Raw genomic sequence first — 17,238 nt, 5'->3', positions numbered from 1 at the left:
AAACATAATGACAGCACAGACCAACTGATTTCGCAAATAACGAAAAGTACTCAGGTTATGACTTTTTCAGATTTTATGCGTAAATTATCTCCATTTTCCCGCTACCGGCATGCGAAAATTCACACTTATTTTATTTCAGGAAACAAATTCAATTTGATTACGCCCCTGTAACCCAAGGAATACGGACTCAGCCAGAAAGACATTTCCTGGGTTTACTTTATCTATACCCAACTGTTTCAGTATGGTTTTTTTCATATAAAAAATATGCTTATAGGTGATTTCATTTTTTTCCGCCAAATAATTATAGTTATCCCCCTCCATAATAGACTGATAAATATCAAAATAAGACGCCTTAAGTGCCACCTTTCCCGCACCCTGCCTGCATAAGGGTTCACACATCAATAACCCACGCAATTCAGCTGGTGTTATCTTTAATGGTGTAAATAACCGGCGAAAATTACGAGCAAGGCGATGCCAGTGAGGTAACAATATTACCTTCTCTGTTCTGCAACGCATTAATCTTAAGCTCACTTTCCTGTATAGCATACGATTGTGAATATTCAGAACAATATAAAAGTATTGCTCAAGCTCACTGACTGGCAGTGTTAATGCTTTTTCAGGGCAATAATGCTGTACCATGCAAAATTTATCCATAGTTGCAGCAACACCTACAGAAAAATAACTGTCATCGGAAATAACGCAAATTTTCATACTGGTGAAATCCTTTAGGTCACCGGCAGGCTGGGAACTGCGGGTACTACTGTTATAATGCCTGTAAGAGTATTAATGGCTGGTGACTGATGCGTTTTATTCTTCTGATTTAATAGCCACTTCTGCACTCTGTTTCAGGTGTTCATTTACCAGACGCAAATGTGCAGATTCCTGTTCCGCCAGCCCCGAATCCACTAACAACTTTTCCATATTGACAAATTTCACGGGTTCAACTCCTGTTGTTTTCTCGTTACAGCCTGCGACAACCCCCACCAGCACTACAGAGGTAATCGTTTTATTCACCTGAAAAAGCGCACTTTATTCATTACATGCCTCTTTATGTTGAATTTATCAGGTAAGCGACACAACTCAGCCGCTGACATGAACCATAAGAGCCAGGCAGTTCACTACGCGTACCCGGATACTGAGTAAAACGACCGGCCCCGCCGGATTCTGAAACGAATGAGTGAAATTTTTCGTAGCGGCATGCTACATGAGCACAACGAAGGCAGGAATTTTATATCAGTAAAAAATGCATTTATAAGAAATAAAGGCGGTAATTAATAATTATAAGGAATATTATTCTGATTAATATTAAATTTCATTCGATAAATGAAGATAAAGGCAGTCATGCCTGCAGTTTTGACGACCGTACAGACAGCGCATGGCATAACACTGGCTGCACGAAGACAAGGACCGGGGGGGTGTTATTCCGTCACATCCCAGCCCCGGGCCTGCCACAATGCGGGCAATTGCGCTAAATCATAAAAAACAGTGACGCGTGGATGGTGTATCGGTTGGTTATGTTTGTCAGCGCAAAGATAAAATACATGCATTCCCGCAGCCACTCCCGCCTGAGCACCGGCCATCGAGTCATCAACTAAAATGCAATGTTCCGGGTTCACTTGCATGGCTGTTGCAGCGTGAAACATCAATGCCGGGTCTGGTTTCCAACAGTGAATATCGTAGCCACTGAACAGGCGCCCGGGGAAAAAGTGCAACATCCCCGTTTTACCCAGTGACTGTTGCATTTTAGACACGGGACCATTGGAGACAATGCATACAGGAACCGTCACAGATTCAACCAGCGCACGCGCCCCCGGGATCTCTACCAGTTCGCTCTCAAACAAACGTGCCACTTCAGCACGATATACAGGTTCCAGTTCAGCTTTGTCCAGTTGAACACCGTGCTCATCATTGATTGTATCGATGATTTCGTAAAGCTTGATGCCTTTAAAGCGCTGATACATGGTTTCCAGGCTCAGGGTAATACCAAACTCATGGAACATATGCACATACGCTTTGGAACAAATCACCTCGCTATCGACCAGCGTCCCGTCGCAGTCGAAAAAGATAGCTTCAATGGCTGACATGGGTTTTCCTGAATGTATAAGTTGAGCAGTTACTTTACGTGGTTTGTGCAATGCAATCGATCCCGTATGCGCTAATCAGTGAAAAAAATCCGGCGATTGCCACTCCCTTTATGCATTTTGGTATAGGATAGCGACGTTTTTTTCTTCCTTTACCGGAAATTGATAATGAATCAACTACACACCTCCCCGGCAGAGCGCCAGGGATTGCTGGAGCGCATCTTCAAATTACGCGCTCACGGGACAAGCGTACGCACGGAAGTAATTGCCGGTTTCACCACCTTCCTGACCATGGTGTATATCGTTTTTGTTAACCCACAAATTCTCGGCGTTGCGGGAATGGATACCAGTGCGGTATTTGTCACTACCTGCCTGATTGCAGCATTTGGCAGCATCCTGATGGGGATTTTTGCTAATTTGCCCGTTGCGCTGGCTCCGGCGATGGGGCTGAACGCCTTTTTTGCCTTTGTGGTGGTGGGCGCAATGGGCCTGCCGTGGCAGGTTGGGATGGGAGCCATTTTCTGGGGCGCCATTGGCCTGTTATTACTGACTATTTTCCAAATTCGCTACTGGATGATATCCAATATTCCCGTGAGTCTGCGCGTCGGGATCACCAGTGGTATTGGCCTGTTCATTGCGATGATGGGGCTGAAAAACGCAGGTGTCATCGTCGCAAATAAAGATACGCTGGTTTCTATTGGTAACCTGACCTCGCACTCGGTGTTGTTTGGTATTATTGGGTTCTTTATTATCGCCATTCTCGCGTCGCGTAATATTCACGCCGCAGTACTGATTTCCATTGTTATCACATCTCTGTTGGGCTGGATGATGGGTGATGTCCACTACACCGGTATCGTCTCTGCTCCACCAGATGTGCATACTGTTTTCGGCCATGTTGACCTGGCGGGTTCATTCAATATTGGTCTGGCCGGGGTTATTTTTTCTTTCATGTTGGTGAACCTGTTTGACTCCTCCGGCACGCTGATTGGTGTTACCGATAAAGCAGGCCTGGCCGACAAGAAAGGCAAGTTTCCGCGTATGAAACAGGCACTGTTTGTTGACAGTATTTCCTCTGTAACAGGCGCATTTATTGGCACCTCTTCAGTGACTGCTTATATTGAGTCTTCTTCCGGGGTATCTGTCGGTGGGCGTACCGGGTTAACAGCGGTAGTGGTAGGCTTGCTGTTCCTGCTGGTTATTTTTCTGTCACCACTGGCCGGAATGGTACCTGACTATGCCGCCGCAGGTGCGCTGATTTATGTGGGCGTGCTGATGACAGCCAGCCTGACTCGTGTTGACTGGAAAGACCTGACGGAAGCCGTCCCCGCGTTTATTACTGCAGTCATGATGCCGTTCAGCTTCTCAATTACAGAAGGTATCGCACTGGGCTTTATTTCATATTGTGTGATGAAAATCGGCACTGGCCGCCTGCGTGACCTGAGCCCATGTGTGGTGGTTGTCGCACTGTTGTTTGTGCTGAAAATTGTGTTTATTGACGCACACTGATACCCGCTTTTCATGTTAAAAAAATGGCTGCCAGAGGGAGTTAATCCAGGCAGCCATTTATTATTTATGCCGGGTATGCTTGATCTACCCGTCAGTTAACCCGTTGATGCACACCAGCATACTTGCAACTGATATATTACTTAATAATTAATGCCTTATCTGCCGGCATACTGGTAAAGCGCATTAACCGGGTATCCGGGTCATGTGCCCTTTCCTGCAAATCTCTTAACACTCGCCAGCCAGAAGCTGTATTAAACTCCCACAACTTCAGGCGTTCTGCTGCCGGAGCACCTGCCACAGACCACACCAGCAGATCTTCTGCATCACAAATCGTTTCAACCAGTGCCATAGGCGCAAAACGCAACCGTCCAACCCCCGGCAATAATTGCAGTTCATGGGTAATATTATTGGGTTGACCAATCAGTTTTCCCAGACTTTGCCGCACCGCCAGAATCTGGACCCAGGCTTCTTTCGGATCGGTTTGGTTATTAATCCAGATGACTTCATTACTGCTCAGGCCCTCACGCTCCGCAGGCGCGTTAATAATGGTGCGCTGAAGCTCCATATCCAGACCACATTTACCTTCAGTTGCCACCACCACACCAGCCCAGTTTCCCGCATAAGCCACCGAGAAATCGGGTAATTCCTCACTAATAAAACGTGGGCGCCCCTGCTCAAAAGTAATTTCTGGCAACACAGCAATGCCATACAACATAAACATCAGTTCAGCCAGCAAACTACGTGAAGCAAGAAAGCGGTTACGTTTATGGGGAGGAAGTTGCTGCGAATATTTCAGCGCCTGGGCTGAAAGGCGTGGCGACAAATTATGTGGGTAAGAGAGTATCCCCCGTGCAAAGTGCGTAGCCATCGTTCACTCCTTGATTAATGGGCAATTAACGGGCGTATACACGACCAGCCACCAAAATAAGAAACAGGTGTTGCCATGCAATACATTGAAAATCGAATTTTACGCATTTAAGAAGAAAAAAGCTCAATACAACACAACAATCACTGAACTTTACAATGTACAGATAAATCCGCCAGAAAACGCTTAAACACCGCCAGATTAAGAAAGCGGTGTGCAAGGCAAATCACCATGACCTGGGCTGCGTCCCGGCAAGCAAAGAACCCTGACCCGCTGCTTGATAATAGGTGCATCCGGAAATCCACCGTCACGCTTTCGTTCATAAATAACACGCTCATTCACCTGAATAATCAACTTTCCACCCGTTGCTGGCTTACGAGCCACACTCGCCAAATCATCTCTATGCGCTGAACGAACACGCCAAACATAGAACAATTCTCATTATCAGAGAATGCATTGCTTACACTGCGTGTTTATATTAGCTTTATTCCATATTGCTAACACTATTGTAACCTTAACACAGTGTCTGGCCTCCTGTGCTGTCCCCCTGCCCGTTGTCTTCTCTGGTTCTGCTTCGGGGTTATTTAGGAGAATGGATTTATGAATGGTCGTTATCAACATTACCTGTCACTCAAAACCACACACCCACAAAAACATACCAGTGAACTCGCAGCGCAAATGGCTATTAGTGAAGCAGAGTTGTTCTTTTGCCGACTGGGACAGGATGTAGTCCAGCTACGCCCTGATTTCACAGCCTTGCTGCACGGGCTTTCCCTGGTGGGTGAGATAAAAAATATTACCCGAAATCCTTACGCTATTCATAAGCTAGTTGGCCGTTATGACAACCTGCGGCTGGGGCAACATGGTATTGTCCTGAACCCACGCGCTCTGGATCTCCGCCTGTTTCCTGCTCAGTGGCATTGTGCCTTTGCCGTAGATGAACAAACCACACAGGGTCTACGCAGAAGTATTCAGATTTTTGATAACCAGGGCAGCGCCGTACTCAGCGTCTTCACAACTGAGCACACAGACCTTAACGCCTGGAGTGAACTGATTAGCGAATGCAGTTTACGCAAACACCGGGAACTGGATTTGCGCCCTTACCCGGTGCCATTACACTCTGGCGCTGTTAATGCACAGGCGCTTGAGCATGAATGGCGCGCAATGACCGATGTTCATCAATTCTTTAGTCTGCTGAAAAATCATGAAGTTTCACGCCAACAGGCATTCCGTGCGGTAGGAGCTGACCTTGCCTGCCTGGTTGATAATGATGCCGTACAACAAATCCTGGTCCAGGCTGAAAAAGCGCAAAATGAGATAATGATTTTTGTCGCCAGCCGGGGTTGCGTGCAAATTTTCACAGGGCCAGTTGACAAGGTGACAGCAGCAAACAAACAACTGCATGTGGCAAATCCGGCATTTTCGTTGCAATTAAATATGCATAACATTGCCGAAACCTGGGTCACACGTAAACCCACCCGGGAAGGATTTGTTACCAGCCTGGAACTGTTTGCTGCTGATGGTACTCAGATAGCACAGCTCTATGGTCAGCGTAGTGAAGGTATGCCAGAACAACTTATCTGGCGGGAACAAATCGATGCTGTGATGAACACGGGCGTTGCAGCGTAAGCAGGAAGAGGCCTGGCCGGATGGTATCCGGCACTCAGGGAAGCAGTGCAGTGCACCTCACCCGTCAGGCATAAAACAATACACTACGTAGCTCAACCAACACTGCCAGCATCGATTGTCAGTGATAATAAACTGAGCGACGAGTACAGTATGGCTGTAGCTATAATGCCTGCCATTGCTTGCTCAATGCCTGGACATGCATTTGCTCTTCATATTCCAGAGCACCTTTGCCATGTATAGCCGCAGAGAAAGTGCTAAACCAGTCGTCACTGTTCGTTGTATCACGAGTCAGTTCAAGAAATGCAGTGCGTAACTGCTGATGATGGCTGTTACCTGCCTGTAATACCGCCAGGTCTGATTCTGCCTGGGCCTGGCTGGCATCATCCCCGCGGGAAGCGGCCAGAGCAATGTCTTGTTTAGCCAGAGACTGCCACTCATTGTCCTGCATTGTTACCTTTGCCTGGATAAACTGCTGTACAGTCTGCCGTGCAAGCGGTTGCCAGTCTGCGGCAATATTCTCATCCACCAGCTTATTCAGTTTGGCCTGCGTCATCGCAAGATCCATTGAATCGGTTAACTGGGTCCCGCTACCCGGTACGCTACTCAGTGCAGTGTGCAGTTTTTCAGCCAGTTGATCCGCTGTTATGCCGTCTGCCGCTGCGTAATAAAACCCGGTGAAGCTCACCGCATCAGTTGCCGTAGCCTTATCGGTAAAGAGTGGGTTAGACGAGCTGGGGCTTTTTGCCAGGCGTTGAGATAAAGAAGCCAGGCCATCCAGTTGTTCTGGCGCAATGGCTTCCGCCGATTCAACAGAATAATTCAGCGAAACAGTCACGCCGCTATCCTGCTGCAGAGCTATATCAGCACTGCTACTTACATCTTGTGCACGTTCAGCATCTTTTGTTTTTGTTGAATATCCGGAAGTGGCGCGGCTGGAATTGTCAGACAACGACGACGTCACCGTTATTACGCTCCCGGCGAGTGACTTTGTGAAAAGAGTATTCATCCTTTTTCCCTGAGAATAGACATATACTCGTCTGTTATCGGCACAAAAGCGCAGATGTTTACACGATATTCAAGTAATACTAAAAAAACTGTTTAGCTGGGCATGAGATTTATTCGATTCAGCACGGTACTGAAGAAAAAAATGGTTTACCCTGGAAAACACTTTAGTATCAGAATGATGAATATAGAAACACATATTCCCCAGCCAGTTTTATTTATATTCAAGACCAGGGAAAACATAACAGCCGGGGATCGTGGTAAAAATACTCTGGCTGAAACTACCAAATATAGTAGGCATGAATGGCTGATGTGGAAGCAATAGCAGAAAATCAGGATTAATAATAATAGTTATTATTTACAATGAATGTCAATTTTACAGCACCTGAGATAGCCAGAGTCATATACATGATTTATGTTTCTCTTTAATAAAAACACTGCAGGTACTCTTATTAAAATAACATTATCTATACAGACCCCAAATGCAGATTTATTACCTGTTTTTTTAACAGAGGATAAATAAACCGGCTACATATTTAGGTAGCCGGAGGGATTAAATAAGGCACAGTTAACGTTAGAAATCGTAGGTCATCGATACTTTCAGGGTTCGAGGGTCGCCCTGGAAGATGTAATAACCATAGCTTTCTACAGAAGACCAGTATTTCTCATTGGTGACGTTTTCAACACCAACACGCCATACCATTTCATTTTTGTCTTCGTTAATACGCATCCGGTAGCGCACACCTAAATCCAGTGTGGTGTAGCTGTCCAGTTTTTTGGTGTTCGCGGCATCGGCATACTGTGAGCCAGTATGGTTGACACGCGCGGTTGCTGTCAGCCCTTCCACATGGGGGATGTCATATTCTGCGCCCAGCACCCCCACAAAACGCGGCACACCAATGGCATCGTTTCCATCGTTGGTGCCACTTTCTGTCTTAGACAGTTCCGGGTCTATCCAGGTGGTGCTGGCATTCAAACGCAGGCCAAGTACTGGCTCGCCAAACACATTCAGTTCAATACCACGGTTACGCTGCTCACCATCCAGGCGGGTGTAGTAACCTGAGCCGACATAGTCGTTAATCGCTGAAGGTTTTTTGATTTCAAATAATGCGAGGGAACCTCCCACGCGGCCAAAATCCATTTTTACACCCACTTCGTTTTGTTTGGAGTGAATGATGCCCAGGCTTTGGCCGTAATTCAGTGCGCCCACACCAATGGAATCACCTGGTTGTAAAGCTTCGGTATGGTTGGCATACAAAGAAACCGGCTTCCATGGCTTATAAACAACACCATAAGTCGGCATCCAGCGGTTGTCTTCGAAATGCGAGGTTTCCGCTCCGGAGTTATAGTCATAGTTGACCAGAACCACTTTTTGATAGCGAGCACCCAGGGTAAACAGTAATTTATCGTCCAGCACACCCAGCGTATCGCTTAACAGCCAGCCCTGAGTACGGCTACGAATGGTTGGAGCCGGGTCGGAATATTTGCCACCAGAATAGTCTGTGCCTGGCATAGAGACAGACTGCGGGTCGTAGATATTCGTTGTGGCGGTGGGTGACAGCGCCATTTTGTAAGCGGCACGCGTCTGGCTGGTAGATGCCGCATAACCCACGTTAACATTGTGTGACACAAAGCCAGTATCGAACTTACTTCGCAGACCTGCCATACCACTGAAAGTATTGATAATGGTATTGGTGTCCATGCGTGAAACTGTGGCATCACCCAGGGTATCCGTCAACGCTGGTGTGGTATATGTCCCGGTTTCATGAGCATGTTGCCCCCCCAATGCTGCATACGCTGTCAGGTGGCCTTCATCGAGCAAATCATACTCTGATTTCACCATACCGAATTCGTTTTCGATATCGCTGTAGCCCCATTTTTGACTGTAATTCGTGGTATGCCCGGGTACTGCCGGAATAAAATCGACACCACTGATATTCACACCATTACGGCTGCCATGGAAGGTTTTCTTCTGGTAACCAAAATCCAGCGAAGAACGCAGGCGGTCACCTTTATAATCCAGCCCAAGCGAAGCCAGAGTGGTACGGCGTTTATCGTTATCTACCGCACCTTCACCTTCACGGTGAACCAGGTTCACACGCGCACCGAACTGGTTGTTATCACCAAACCGGCGGCCCACATCCAGTGTTCCCCCTAATTGGGAATCCGAGGTGTAATCCACGCCAACGCGGGTAACTGGCGTATCTTCTGCACGTTTAGGTTCCAGGTTGATCATGCCGCCGACACCAGAACCGGCCGCACCATTTAATAGTGCGTTCGCGCCTTTGAAAATTTCAACGCGCTCCAGCATTTGGGTATCAACTACCTGGCGAGGAACCACACCAGGCAGGCCTCCCATTGTCATGTCATCGCCATCGAGCGTAAAACCACGAATACGATATGTTTCAGCGAAGTTGCCGTAACCCTGGCTGGACTGCACGCCAGCGTCATTTGCCACGACATCGGCAATGGTATGTGCCTGCTGGTCCTGGACTAACTTAGAGGTATATCCCACCACATTAAAAGGGACATCCATGGCACTTTGCTCACCTAACATTCCCAGACGGCCGCCATTTGCGACTTGCCCGTCCAGATAAGCGGGAACCAGTTCATCGCCACCTGGCTGGAAGGAAGTGTCGGGTGAAGCGGTCACCGTAATGGTGTCTACTTTCTGGGAGTGAGTAGCCCTGGGCTTTGAGGTATTTGTTGACTGGCTGTCCGTTGCTGTGCCCGCAGCAAGTGACGGGAAAATAGCGCTACTGATGAGCAACGCCAATATACAAGGCCCTTTGCCCACACAAGTTGACTGGCGGTTTGACACGGCTTTTCTCTCTTTTTATAAATGATAAGATTTATAATTTTGAGACCGATTATCATTTTTAGTTTGCTAAAATCAAGTCATTCTTTCCTTGCTAAGGATTGAGTATTTTACATAAATGAGAAGAATCAGTGTGTTAGCGGCGGCAAAAAAAGAAATCTGTTTTCCCGAAAAAAACACCCGGACAGATATTACATATCCGTAGCTTTAGATTGCTGTTGTCGGTTGGTCGTAATGAAAAACGTGAAGAGCCACAATCTAGTGTTCAAAACCGGGCAACACCTTAATGCCACCAGATACCATGGGTTGGGGAAATAAAAACCGGGGTTGTATTTGCCCATACAACAAGGGGCAAACCTGTTTTCCCCTTGTTGCCCACCAAAACTGTTAGTCGACATCTGCCAGGTCAAAGATTTCATCTACCATGCTACCTGCCAGACGGGAAGCAGAGCAAATACGTGGCATACCCAGCGCAATGTTTTGCCAACTTTGCGTCACTGACCATGTAACAGGTTGATACTCTCCATGGCTCCAGTCTCCCAACCAGCTCAGTAGTGCTTTCAGGTCCATCATGCCAGTGGCGGGAGGAAATGTAAGCCACTGATGATAGAAGTGCCGGGTTCGTGCTGATGCACCAATATCATAAGCCAGCTGCGCAACAGCCTGCTCCCGAACCGATTCCAACAGGGAGCGAGAATCTATGGCCTCATGCGCACGGCACACATCGCCAAACAATCCCCAACGCAATTCCTCCAGCGCAATATAACAGCGCGAAGCCGGAGAAAAGCGCTGATAATGCCCGGTACGCCAACGGGCAAACACTTGCTCACAATGAACCTGGGCCTGGTTAAGGCTGTCTGGCTTTTTCAGTTGAGCGTCCAGCCGCTGCTGACGCTGGCTTATCAGAGATTGCAGTTGCAGCAGATGATTTTCTCGCTCATGACCGGGAGGGCAACTGGCACGCAACACCTGGACCCGTGCAGCCAGCGAAGTCAGAGCAAACTGACTCAGTGCCATTTGACTGATAAACCACTGAAGCCAGGCCAGGTTAACATCGCCATGATCCATCGCCATTTCACTGGCATGCAAAACTTGACCGGCAGGGAGTTTCTGGCGAAATACCGCCTGCAGATGCATCCAAAACTGGTTGCTCTGTGGGTGGCGGTAGCGCTCCCGTCGCAGGTCAATATCGCTGGCAAGGTCGACAACAAACTTACCATTAATACACTCCAGCGTTTCTTCTGGTATTTCAATTAATGATGAATACGTCATTATTATTGTTCCGCTTTAAGCAGCGTCTGAATATCTTCCTGCAATAAACGTGTATCTTCCCGAATAAATGTGACTGTTGTGAGGCAGTGCTGTACGCGTTTACGTAACCCTTGTTGTTGTTCATGGCTTTGTTGGCGGGCCAGCATGCAGTGATTCAGGTTGCGCTGAATGGCCTCCAGCGCACCAGTCACCTCGGCAAAAAATGTTGCAAGACACTGGGTAACAGATACATCCAGTTGAGCGTATACCGCCCCCCGCATTTGTTCACAGGCCTGAGTAATATGCTGGATAAGTTTTGTCTGTAGTTCATTAAGGTTAATCACAAACTGGCGAGAATAATCCGTATTCCCCTCCAGTTGATCCGTTGCACCATTAAACCAACGTTGCATTGCGGAACGAATCCCGGTTTGCATTTGTGTATTGACGGTACGCTGTTCTGTCAACGCATCGGCAAAACAGGAAGCGACACTGGCATCCAGCAACATATTTTGAATGTCCGGCAAAGAGAGAGGCTCCTTGACACAAGTGTCAAGCCCGGCACTCAGGCGTTGTTCAATAGGCTCAAGTGTTTGCCGAAAAATCACTGTTAACGTTTGTTTCAGTGTTTCTGCTATTGCAGACAGCGTCGATGCCATATGGCCCTGAGCCCATGTCATGATCGCTTCACAGGAATGGCTTATCTTAAACAGACTGAGTCTTGCCAGATTTTCGGTACCAGAAACCAGCAGCCTTTCTCCCGGGGTAAAATCCGGTTCATGATACAGCAATGAGGGCACTTTTTTCGTTATCATTGCTGGCACAACACCGCGTTCAAAGTAGCTTTTCAGGGCTTCATGAACCCGCTGCTTGCACAGGTCAAGATGATTGCTTATCTGCCCAATCGCCTCTTCCATTTCCATTTGAATGCGTTGGGCAACCTGAGCCTGACACGAATATAAGGTGGAAATATCCAGCTCAAGGCTCTGAATATGCGCCTGCAGGCTGTCATTATCCATATTTAACCCTTGTGCACGCAGAAACAGAAACTCACTGGCAAGACGGGAATAACTATTTAATTTTTGTACTGCCGAGTGCAAGGCAAAAAGTGAGGCCTTCCCATGCGCCGCATCCAGGATGGTGCTAATGGGGCGTTCCAGTAAAGAATCCTCCCAGAGTAGCTGCGCCGCCTGCTCTACATGGGGAATGTTTGCGAGATCAGCCAGTTGCCAGCGACGCCCTAATGCCGCATCGGCAAAATCCTGCACCCAACGATGTTGGTCTGGATTAGGCAGGCAACCATGCTGTTCAATTTCATGTTTTGCCCGGTAAGCGAGGTAACCCCACATTGAAGACACCGGGAAAATATGTTCGGGCGAGATAACCCCACGCATCAAAGAACCCGCTATCAGAGCGCGAATTTGCTTTTCGTCATCGCTATTACGATCTTTTTGATCAAATTTGTTGACCAGCGCATATACAGGCACTTTATCCCCAACCTGTGCCACCACCCGACGCATTTCATCATCGGATATGGACTTAAGTTGAGTGTAATCCAGTACCACCATAACCGCCGAGGCGCGGCTTAATTGTTCTTTTAACATTTGCTGCAAATAAGGCTGGCCAGCTTCGTTAGGCCCCGGTGTATCCAGCAATGTCAACTGACCATAGGGCGTTTCCTGCTCAGACAGGTGAACAAACTCCACCTCAATCACAGGAATATGTTCAATCGCAGTATACGCAGCAAAAGGAAAATCAATATTGAGTACCTGAGACAACCGTACCAGGTCATTCAGGCTTTTCAGGCAGTAAAAGATAGGCTGGGCACCCAGATAGTGCCGTTCAAATCCCTGCTTATCAATAATGCGCTGAATCAGGGTTTCCATATCGTGGTCTATTTCCAGACGCTCTTCCAGCGCTTGCCGGTCTGAGTGTACCAGGCAGGTGTGCAAGTTCTCCATCAATGCTTCAATGGGCAAAACATGCGGGAAATAGAGACGGGGTTCCCGTTGGCCCGGAGTGTGGCGAATCAGTGTTGGCAATGCCGTCATAGGCCGGTTACGGTTGGGCAGTACTTCTGTACCAATAATGGCGTTAATCGTCGTAGACTTGCCTGCTTTCATGGTGCCGACAATTGCCAGTACCATTTCTTGATGTGTGAGCTTACGCAACTCACTTTGCAAGATTTCATGCTGCCTTTGTATGCCATTAAGACTGAAATGGTTTGCGTTTGCAGCAACAGTGCTGTCTGTCGCTGCAACAGGTGGACTTGAAGCAGGGAACTGTTGAATCGAGTCAAGCTGCGAAATAGCCAGTTGCAATAGCCGCTCCGCCTCCTGGCTTAATTCAAATACTGTCTGTGTGTGCATAGAACCTTTCCTTAATGCAAATCATCAGGCGTGATAATCACGTCCCTTATTTTTTAGTTATGAAATAGCCTGGAACTATTTATTTTTAATATAAAGAAAAACCATTACCCGCAGGTAAGGAAGCAAAAAGATTTCTTTTCTATTCAATCAGTCAGCATGACACAACACTGGCAACAACCCTCCCCAGGTAAATAAACCCAGGGTATCAATCAGCAAAAAGAGTGTTCCCACACCAGTGAGTGTTGCATTGCGGTGGCAGCCAATAAGAGAGTGAGCTACCTAAAACCGACAATGAAGAATAACACTATCTTATTAGCTTTCACGATATGTTGTTCGCATATTTAAAGCAACTTATTGATTGTGACAATGAAAAATCAGGCTTTCTCCCTCCCTGTTCACAGCATTAATTTGTGTTAAGTTAAGTTAATATTGAGAATCACTCTCATTAAAATAAGCACCAGGTGTCACGGGGATTCCGCTGTACCAGCAGAATTACGTCATCAAAAGCAACTGATACTTCTCAAGTATAAAAATGGCAAATTACTTACTCATCTTGTTGTTAATTAACATTTTTATAATTAACTAATTCATATCAATCTCAAAAAAACCACACAATAACCATAAGAAATAAGTTATAATCTCCCTGTTTTTACCATTTAATGATACTTATCTGCGGATTACCGGCTTTATCTCTGAAGAATTCGTCCGAAATGGCTCGCCACTACCATAGTTGGCTGATTTTTCGTTCCATATCTGGCAGAGAGTGCCTGTACCAGTAACACAAAAAAGGATACGCCATGCAATTGCCTCAATGCCCCAAATGCCAGTCTGAATATACATACCAGGATAATCTGATGTATGTCTGCCCGGAGTGTGCTCACGAATGGCGTGACGATGAACCCGCACACCAGGATGATACTCTGGTGGTGAGGGATGCCAACGGGAATACCCTCATTGATGGCGACACTGTCACCGTGATTAAGGATCTGAAAGTAAAAGGAAGCTCTTCCACGCTGAAAATTGGCACTCGGGTGAAGAATATTCGTCTGGTTGAAGGTGACCATAATATCGATTGCAAAATCGATGGTTTCGGGCCGATGAAACTTAAATCTGAGTTTGTTAAGAAGAACTGATTCGTTTCACCTCCCGCTAGTGGGAGGTTTTTATTATTACTTTCAAAAATAAATAATAGTTTTTCAGTACCCTTTATCATCTACGACACATTAGACAAAAGTCACGTTCTTTTTTACATCGGGTAATATCCTGGTAAAACACTAAACTATTAGTTTAGTAGTACAATTCACACATAAAGCAAATATTTAAAATCATATAGAATCAACACATTAAGTAAATAAAAAATAAATTTAATTGTTAGCCATAATTAAATCATTCCCGCTGATTATCTGGTGAAAATTTTTTAGATGCCCATCACTTTTTAATACTAAAGATATATTAAGAAATGCCGAAATCATCTGTTAATCCCACAATGACACCAGGTATAAACAAATGCGCCAACAGCCTTTTGTGACAGACACTGAATATGAGTTGACGGACAACACGACACTGATGTCTACCACTGATCTTCAGAGTTATATCACTTATGCGAATGACAGCTTTATTGAAGTCAGTGGCTTCTCAAGTGATGAGCTTATTGGTCAGCCACATAATCTGGTACGTCATCCGGATATGCCCCGCCAGGCATTTGCCGATATGTGGGCAACATTAAAACGCGGGGAACCCTGGACCGGGCTGGTAAAAAACCGCCGAAAGAATGGAGATTATTATTGGGTACGGGCGAATGCCGTACCTATTGTGCGTAATGGGCAACCAACAGGATATATGTCTATTCGCACCAAACCCTCACGCGAGGAAATTCGCGAAGCCGAAATACTCTACCGGGCCATGAATGAAGGGCGCGCAACCAGGCTGACATTACGTAATGGTCTGGTCGTCAAAAAAGGGTTCTCTTCACTATTCTCATTAACCAAAACACTCTCGCTGCGCTGGCGTATTCGCCTGCCATTACTGGTGGCACTGCTATTATCCTCAGCAGTAATGCATTTTGTAAGTATCTCACTGCATGAGTACCTGATTATGTTGGGGCTGAATACGGTTTTGTTTGTTTTGACAGGCCTGTTTCAGGAGCGCCAGATAGCTACGCCTGCAGAAAAATTGCATAAACAGGCGCTGATGGTAGCAACAGGTAATAACCATAATGTCGACCATATGCAACGCTCGGATGAAGTTGGTATTACTTTGCGCTCAATCAGCCAGTTGGGCCTGATGTTTCGCTGGTTAATTAATGATGTCAGTGGCCAGGTATGTAGTGTGCGCACAGGCAGTGATGCTCTGGCACAGGGAAATGAAGACCTTAATGAGCGCACCCGGCAAACAGCAGTGAACGTGCAGCAAACCCTGGCAACCATGACACAGTTATCCGATACCGTACGTGAAAATACCAATACCGCCGCCCAGGCGAATAAACTTTCCGGGCAGGCAAGCAATGCAGCCACCCATGGCGGGCAAGTGATGGAAACAGTCATTGCCACGATGAACCAAATAGCTGAAAGTACTAAACAAATTGACAGTATTACGTCTCTGATTGACAGCATTGCGTTTCAAACCAATATCCTGGCCCTGAACGCTGCAGTTGAAGCAGCCCGGGCCGGTGAGCAGGGTAAAGGCTTTGCTGTCGTGGCCGGTGAAGTTCGCAGCCTGGCTCAACGCAGTGCCAAAGCGGCCAGTGATATTCGTCACTTAATTGAGTCCAGCTCTTCGCGGGTAGAATCCGGAGCAGAAGAAGTGCAGAAAGCCGGAGAAACAATGCACGATATTGTTGAGCAGGTGAAAAATGTGACTCAGCTTATCGCTCAAATCAGCGATGCGACGGCAGACCAGGCGCACAGTCTTTCTGAGATAACCAAAGCCGTTGATCAACTTGATCATATTACTCACCAGAATGCCACGCTGGTTGACCAGGGTGCCCAGGCCTCAGCGTCTGTGCGACACCAGGCTTCCCGCCTGGAAGATGCCGTCAATGTGTTTCGTTAACAGATTGCCAGCAAACACTGGCAAATCTGCTGATTCAGCATTTCGGTGTACTTGAGGGATAGTAAAAATCACACTATGTTGATTAGCATATCCCTTACTCAACAGCTGTTCCAGGAGACGTCATGCCGATCGAACTCCGCCCTGCCCGGCTTAACGATGCCGACACGTTATACCAGCTCATTTGCGAACTGAAACAAACCACATTTGACCGGGACGCCTTTCTCAGTGGGCTGGCTCGTAACCTGGATGATCCGCAGCGTTTTTACCAGCTTGCACTCCAGGATAACCACCCGGTGGGTATGATTAGCCTGCAAATGCAATTTCACCTGCACCATGTACGTTGGATTGGTGAAGTCCAGGAACTGGTTGTAATGCCTGAATCGCGCGGGTACAACACAGGCCAACGCCTGCTGGCCTGGGCCGAAAGTAAAGCCCGTGAGTGGGATGCTGAGCTGCTTGAGTTATCCTGTGGTGCTCTGCGCAAAGACGCACACCGTTTTTATTTACGCGAAGGCTACGAACCTACACATATGCGCTTCACCAAACGCCTGTAACTTCCGCCATTCATCTCTACTTTCGACACGTCATATCTGACGAAGGCCTGTCTTTCGTCAGAGCTTTGTCAAAAAAAACACCGTAATATCCTGATTAGTTCCGGGCTTATTTAGC

The 17,238-nt window shown here is 47.0% G+C and carries 14 protein-coding genes; 5 read left to right on the top strand and 9 right to left on the bottom strand.

What is annotated here, in order from left to right; translation table 11 throughout:
• Positions 1-135 precede the first annotated feature (135 nt).
• The 3 genes from A9B99_RS08445 to yieH all read right to left on the bottom strand — a co-directional run bounded on the left by A9B99_RS08445 (position 136) and on the right by yieH (position 2,084).
• The gene (locus tag A9B99_RS08445; protein ID WP_064596579.1) at positions 136-711 is read right to left on the bottom strand and encodes a hypothetical protein; all 576 of its coding nucleotides are present in this window, start codon (positions 709-711) and stop codon (positions 136-138) included.
• A 96-nt stretch (positions 712-807) separates the two neighbouring features.
• A complete protein-coding gene (locus A9B99_RS24370; RefSeq protein ID WP_269448062.1) occupies positions 808-936 on the bottom strand; it encodes a hypothetical protein in 129 nt (42 codons plus the stop codon).
• Between the two features lie 482 nt (positions 937-1,418).
• Positions 1,419-2,084, bottom strand: a complete 666-nt coding sequence (yieH, locus tag A9B99_RS08435) for a 6-phosphogluconate phosphatase (protein ID WP_064596577.1) — start codon at positions 2,082-2,084, stop codon at positions 1,419-1,421.
• A gap of 165 nt (positions 2,085-2,249) precedes the next feature.
• Between yieH and A9B99_RS08430 the strand changes: the two genes are divergently transcribed.
• Entirely contained in the window at positions 2,250-3,587 is a 1,338-nt protein-coding gene (locus A9B99_RS08430) for an NCS2 family permease (RefSeq protein WP_064596575.1), read from the top strand.
• Between the two features lie 136 nt (positions 3,588-3,723).
• Here A9B99_RS08430 and A9B99_RS08425 read toward each other — a convergent pair whose 3' ends face one another.
• Together A9B99_RS08425 and A9B99_RS23580 are read right to left on the bottom strand one after the other, a co-directional pair.
• Positions 3,724-4,455, bottom strand: a complete 732-nt coding sequence (locus A9B99_RS08425) for a 4'-phosphopantetheinyl transferase family protein (protein ID WP_064596573.1) — start codon at positions 4,453-4,455, stop codon at positions 3,724-3,726.
• Positions 4,456-4,653: 198 nt separating this feature from the next.
• On the bottom strand, positions 4,654-4,887 hold the full coding sequence (locus A9B99_RS23580; RefSeq protein WP_082917846.1) for an Rdx family protein: 234 nt from the start codon (positions 4,885-4,887) through the stop codon (positions 4,654-4,656).
• 165 nt (positions 4,888-5,052) lie between these two features.
• Here A9B99_RS23580 and A9B99_RS08415 point away from each other — a divergent pair, with 165 nt between their 5' ends.
• The gene (locus tag A9B99_RS08415; RefSeq protein ID WP_064596569.1) at positions 5,053-6,081 is read left to right on the top strand and encodes a hemin-degrading factor; all 1,029 of its coding nucleotides are present in this window, start codon (positions 5,053-5,055) and stop codon (positions 6,079-6,081) included.
• A gap of 160 nt (positions 6,082-6,241) precedes the next feature.
• Here A9B99_RS08415 and A9B99_RS08410 read toward each other — a convergent pair whose 3' ends face one another.
• The 4 genes from A9B99_RS08410 to A9B99_RS08390 form a co-directional block, all read right to left on the bottom strand.
• Positions 6,242-7,087, bottom strand: a complete 846-nt coding sequence (locus A9B99_RS08410; RefSeq protein ID WP_064596567.1) for a hypothetical protein — start codon at positions 7,085-7,087, stop codon at positions 6,242-6,244.
• Positions 7,088-7,657: 570 nt separating this feature from the next.
• Positions 7,658-9,742: a TonB-dependent receptor gene (locus A9B99_RS08400; RefSeq protein ID WP_231889169.1), complete on the bottom strand. Its 2,085-nt coding sequence runs from the start codon at positions 9,740-9,742 to the stop codon at positions 7,658-7,660.
• Between the two features lie 546 nt (positions 9,743-10,288).
• Positions 10,289-11,173, bottom strand: coding sequence for a diguanylate cyclase regulator RdcB family protein (locus tag A9B99_RS08395; protein ID WP_064596563.1), 885 nt, complete (start codon positions 11,171-11,173; stop codon positions 10,289-10,291).
• Positions 11,174-11,175: 2 nt separating this feature from the next.
• Positions 11,176-13,518: a dynamin family protein gene (locus A9B99_RS08390; RefSeq protein ID WP_064596561.1), complete on the bottom strand. Its 2,343-nt coding sequence runs from the start codon at positions 13,516-13,518 to the stop codon at positions 11,176-11,178.
• 797 nt (positions 13,519-14,315) lie between these two features.
• Here A9B99_RS08390 and A9B99_RS08385 point away from each other — a divergent pair.
• The 3 genes from A9B99_RS08385 to phnO all read left to right on the top strand — a co-directional run bounded on the left by A9B99_RS08385 (position 14,316) and on the right by phnO (position 17,123).
• A complete protein-coding gene (locus A9B99_RS08385) occupies positions 14,316-14,651 on the top strand; it encodes a zinc ribbon domain-containing protein YjdM (RefSeq protein WP_064596559.1) in 336 nt (111 codons plus the stop codon).
• Positions 14,652-15,024: 373 nt separating this feature from the next.
• On the top strand, positions 15,025-16,569 hold the full coding sequence (locus tag A9B99_RS08380; protein WP_064596557.1) for a methyl-accepting chemotaxis protein: 1,545 nt from the start codon (positions 15,025-15,027) through the stop codon (positions 16,567-16,569).
• Positions 16,570-16,691: 122 nt separating this feature from the next.
• Complete coding sequence (phnO, locus tag A9B99_RS08375; protein ID WP_064596555.1) at positions 16,692-17,123, top strand: aminoalkylphosphonate N-acetyltransferase; 432 nt, start codon at positions 16,692-16,694, stop codon at positions 17,121-17,123.
• Positions 17,124-17,238: the final 115 nt, after the last annotated feature.

It is taken from the genome of Mangrovibacter phragmitis, from assembly GCF_001655675.1.
Classification (GTDB): Bacteria; Pseudomonadota; Gammaproteobacteria; order Enterobacterales; family Enterobacteriaceae; genus Mangrovibacter; species Mangrovibacter phragmitis.
The sequence above is the reverse complement of the archived record's forward strand: the minus strand, read 5'-3'. Positions and strand labels throughout refer to the sequence as shown.

Coding starts and splice junctions, on each gene's coding strand:
- yieH (WP_064596577.1), bottom strand. CDS start 2,084: ATGTCAGCCATTGAAGCTATCTTTTTCGACTGCGACGGGACGCTGGTC.
- A9B99_RS08425 (WP_064596573.1), bottom strand. CDS start 4,455: ATGGCTACGCACTTTGCACGGGGGATACTCTCTTACCCACATAATTTG.
- A9B99_RS08380 (WP_064596557.1), top strand. CDS start 15,025: ATGCGCCAACAGCCTTTTGTGACAGACACTGAATATGAGTTGACGGAC.
- A9B99_RS08410 (WP_064596567.1), bottom strand. CDS start 7,087: ATGAATACTCTTTTCACAAAGTCACTCGCCGGGAGCGTAATAACGGTG.
- A9B99_RS08390 (WP_064596561.1), bottom strand. CDS start 13,518: ATGCACACACAGACAGTATTTGAATTAAGCCAGGAGGCGGAGCGGCTA.
- A9B99_RS08415 (WP_064596569.1), top strand. CDS start 5,053: ATGAATGGTCGTTATCAACATTACCTGTCACTCAAAACCACACACCCA.
- phnO (WP_064596555.1), top strand. CDS start 16,692: ATGCCGATCGAACTCCGCCCTGCCCGGCTTAACGATGCCGACACGTTA.
- A9B99_RS08430 (WP_064596575.1), top strand. CDS start 2,250: ATGAATCAACTACACACCTCCCCGGCAGAGCGCCAGGGATTGCTGGAG.
- A9B99_RS08385 (WP_064596559.1), top strand. CDS start 14,316: ATGCAATTGCCTCAATGCCCCAAATGCCAGTCTGAATATACATACCAG.
- A9B99_RS08445 (WP_064596579.1), bottom strand. CDS start 711: ATGAAAATTTGCGTTATTTCCGATGACAGTTATTTTTCTGTAGGTGTT.
- A9B99_RS08395 (WP_064596563.1), bottom strand. CDS start 11,173: ATGACGTATTCATCATTAATTGAAATACCAGAAGAAACGCTGGAGTGT.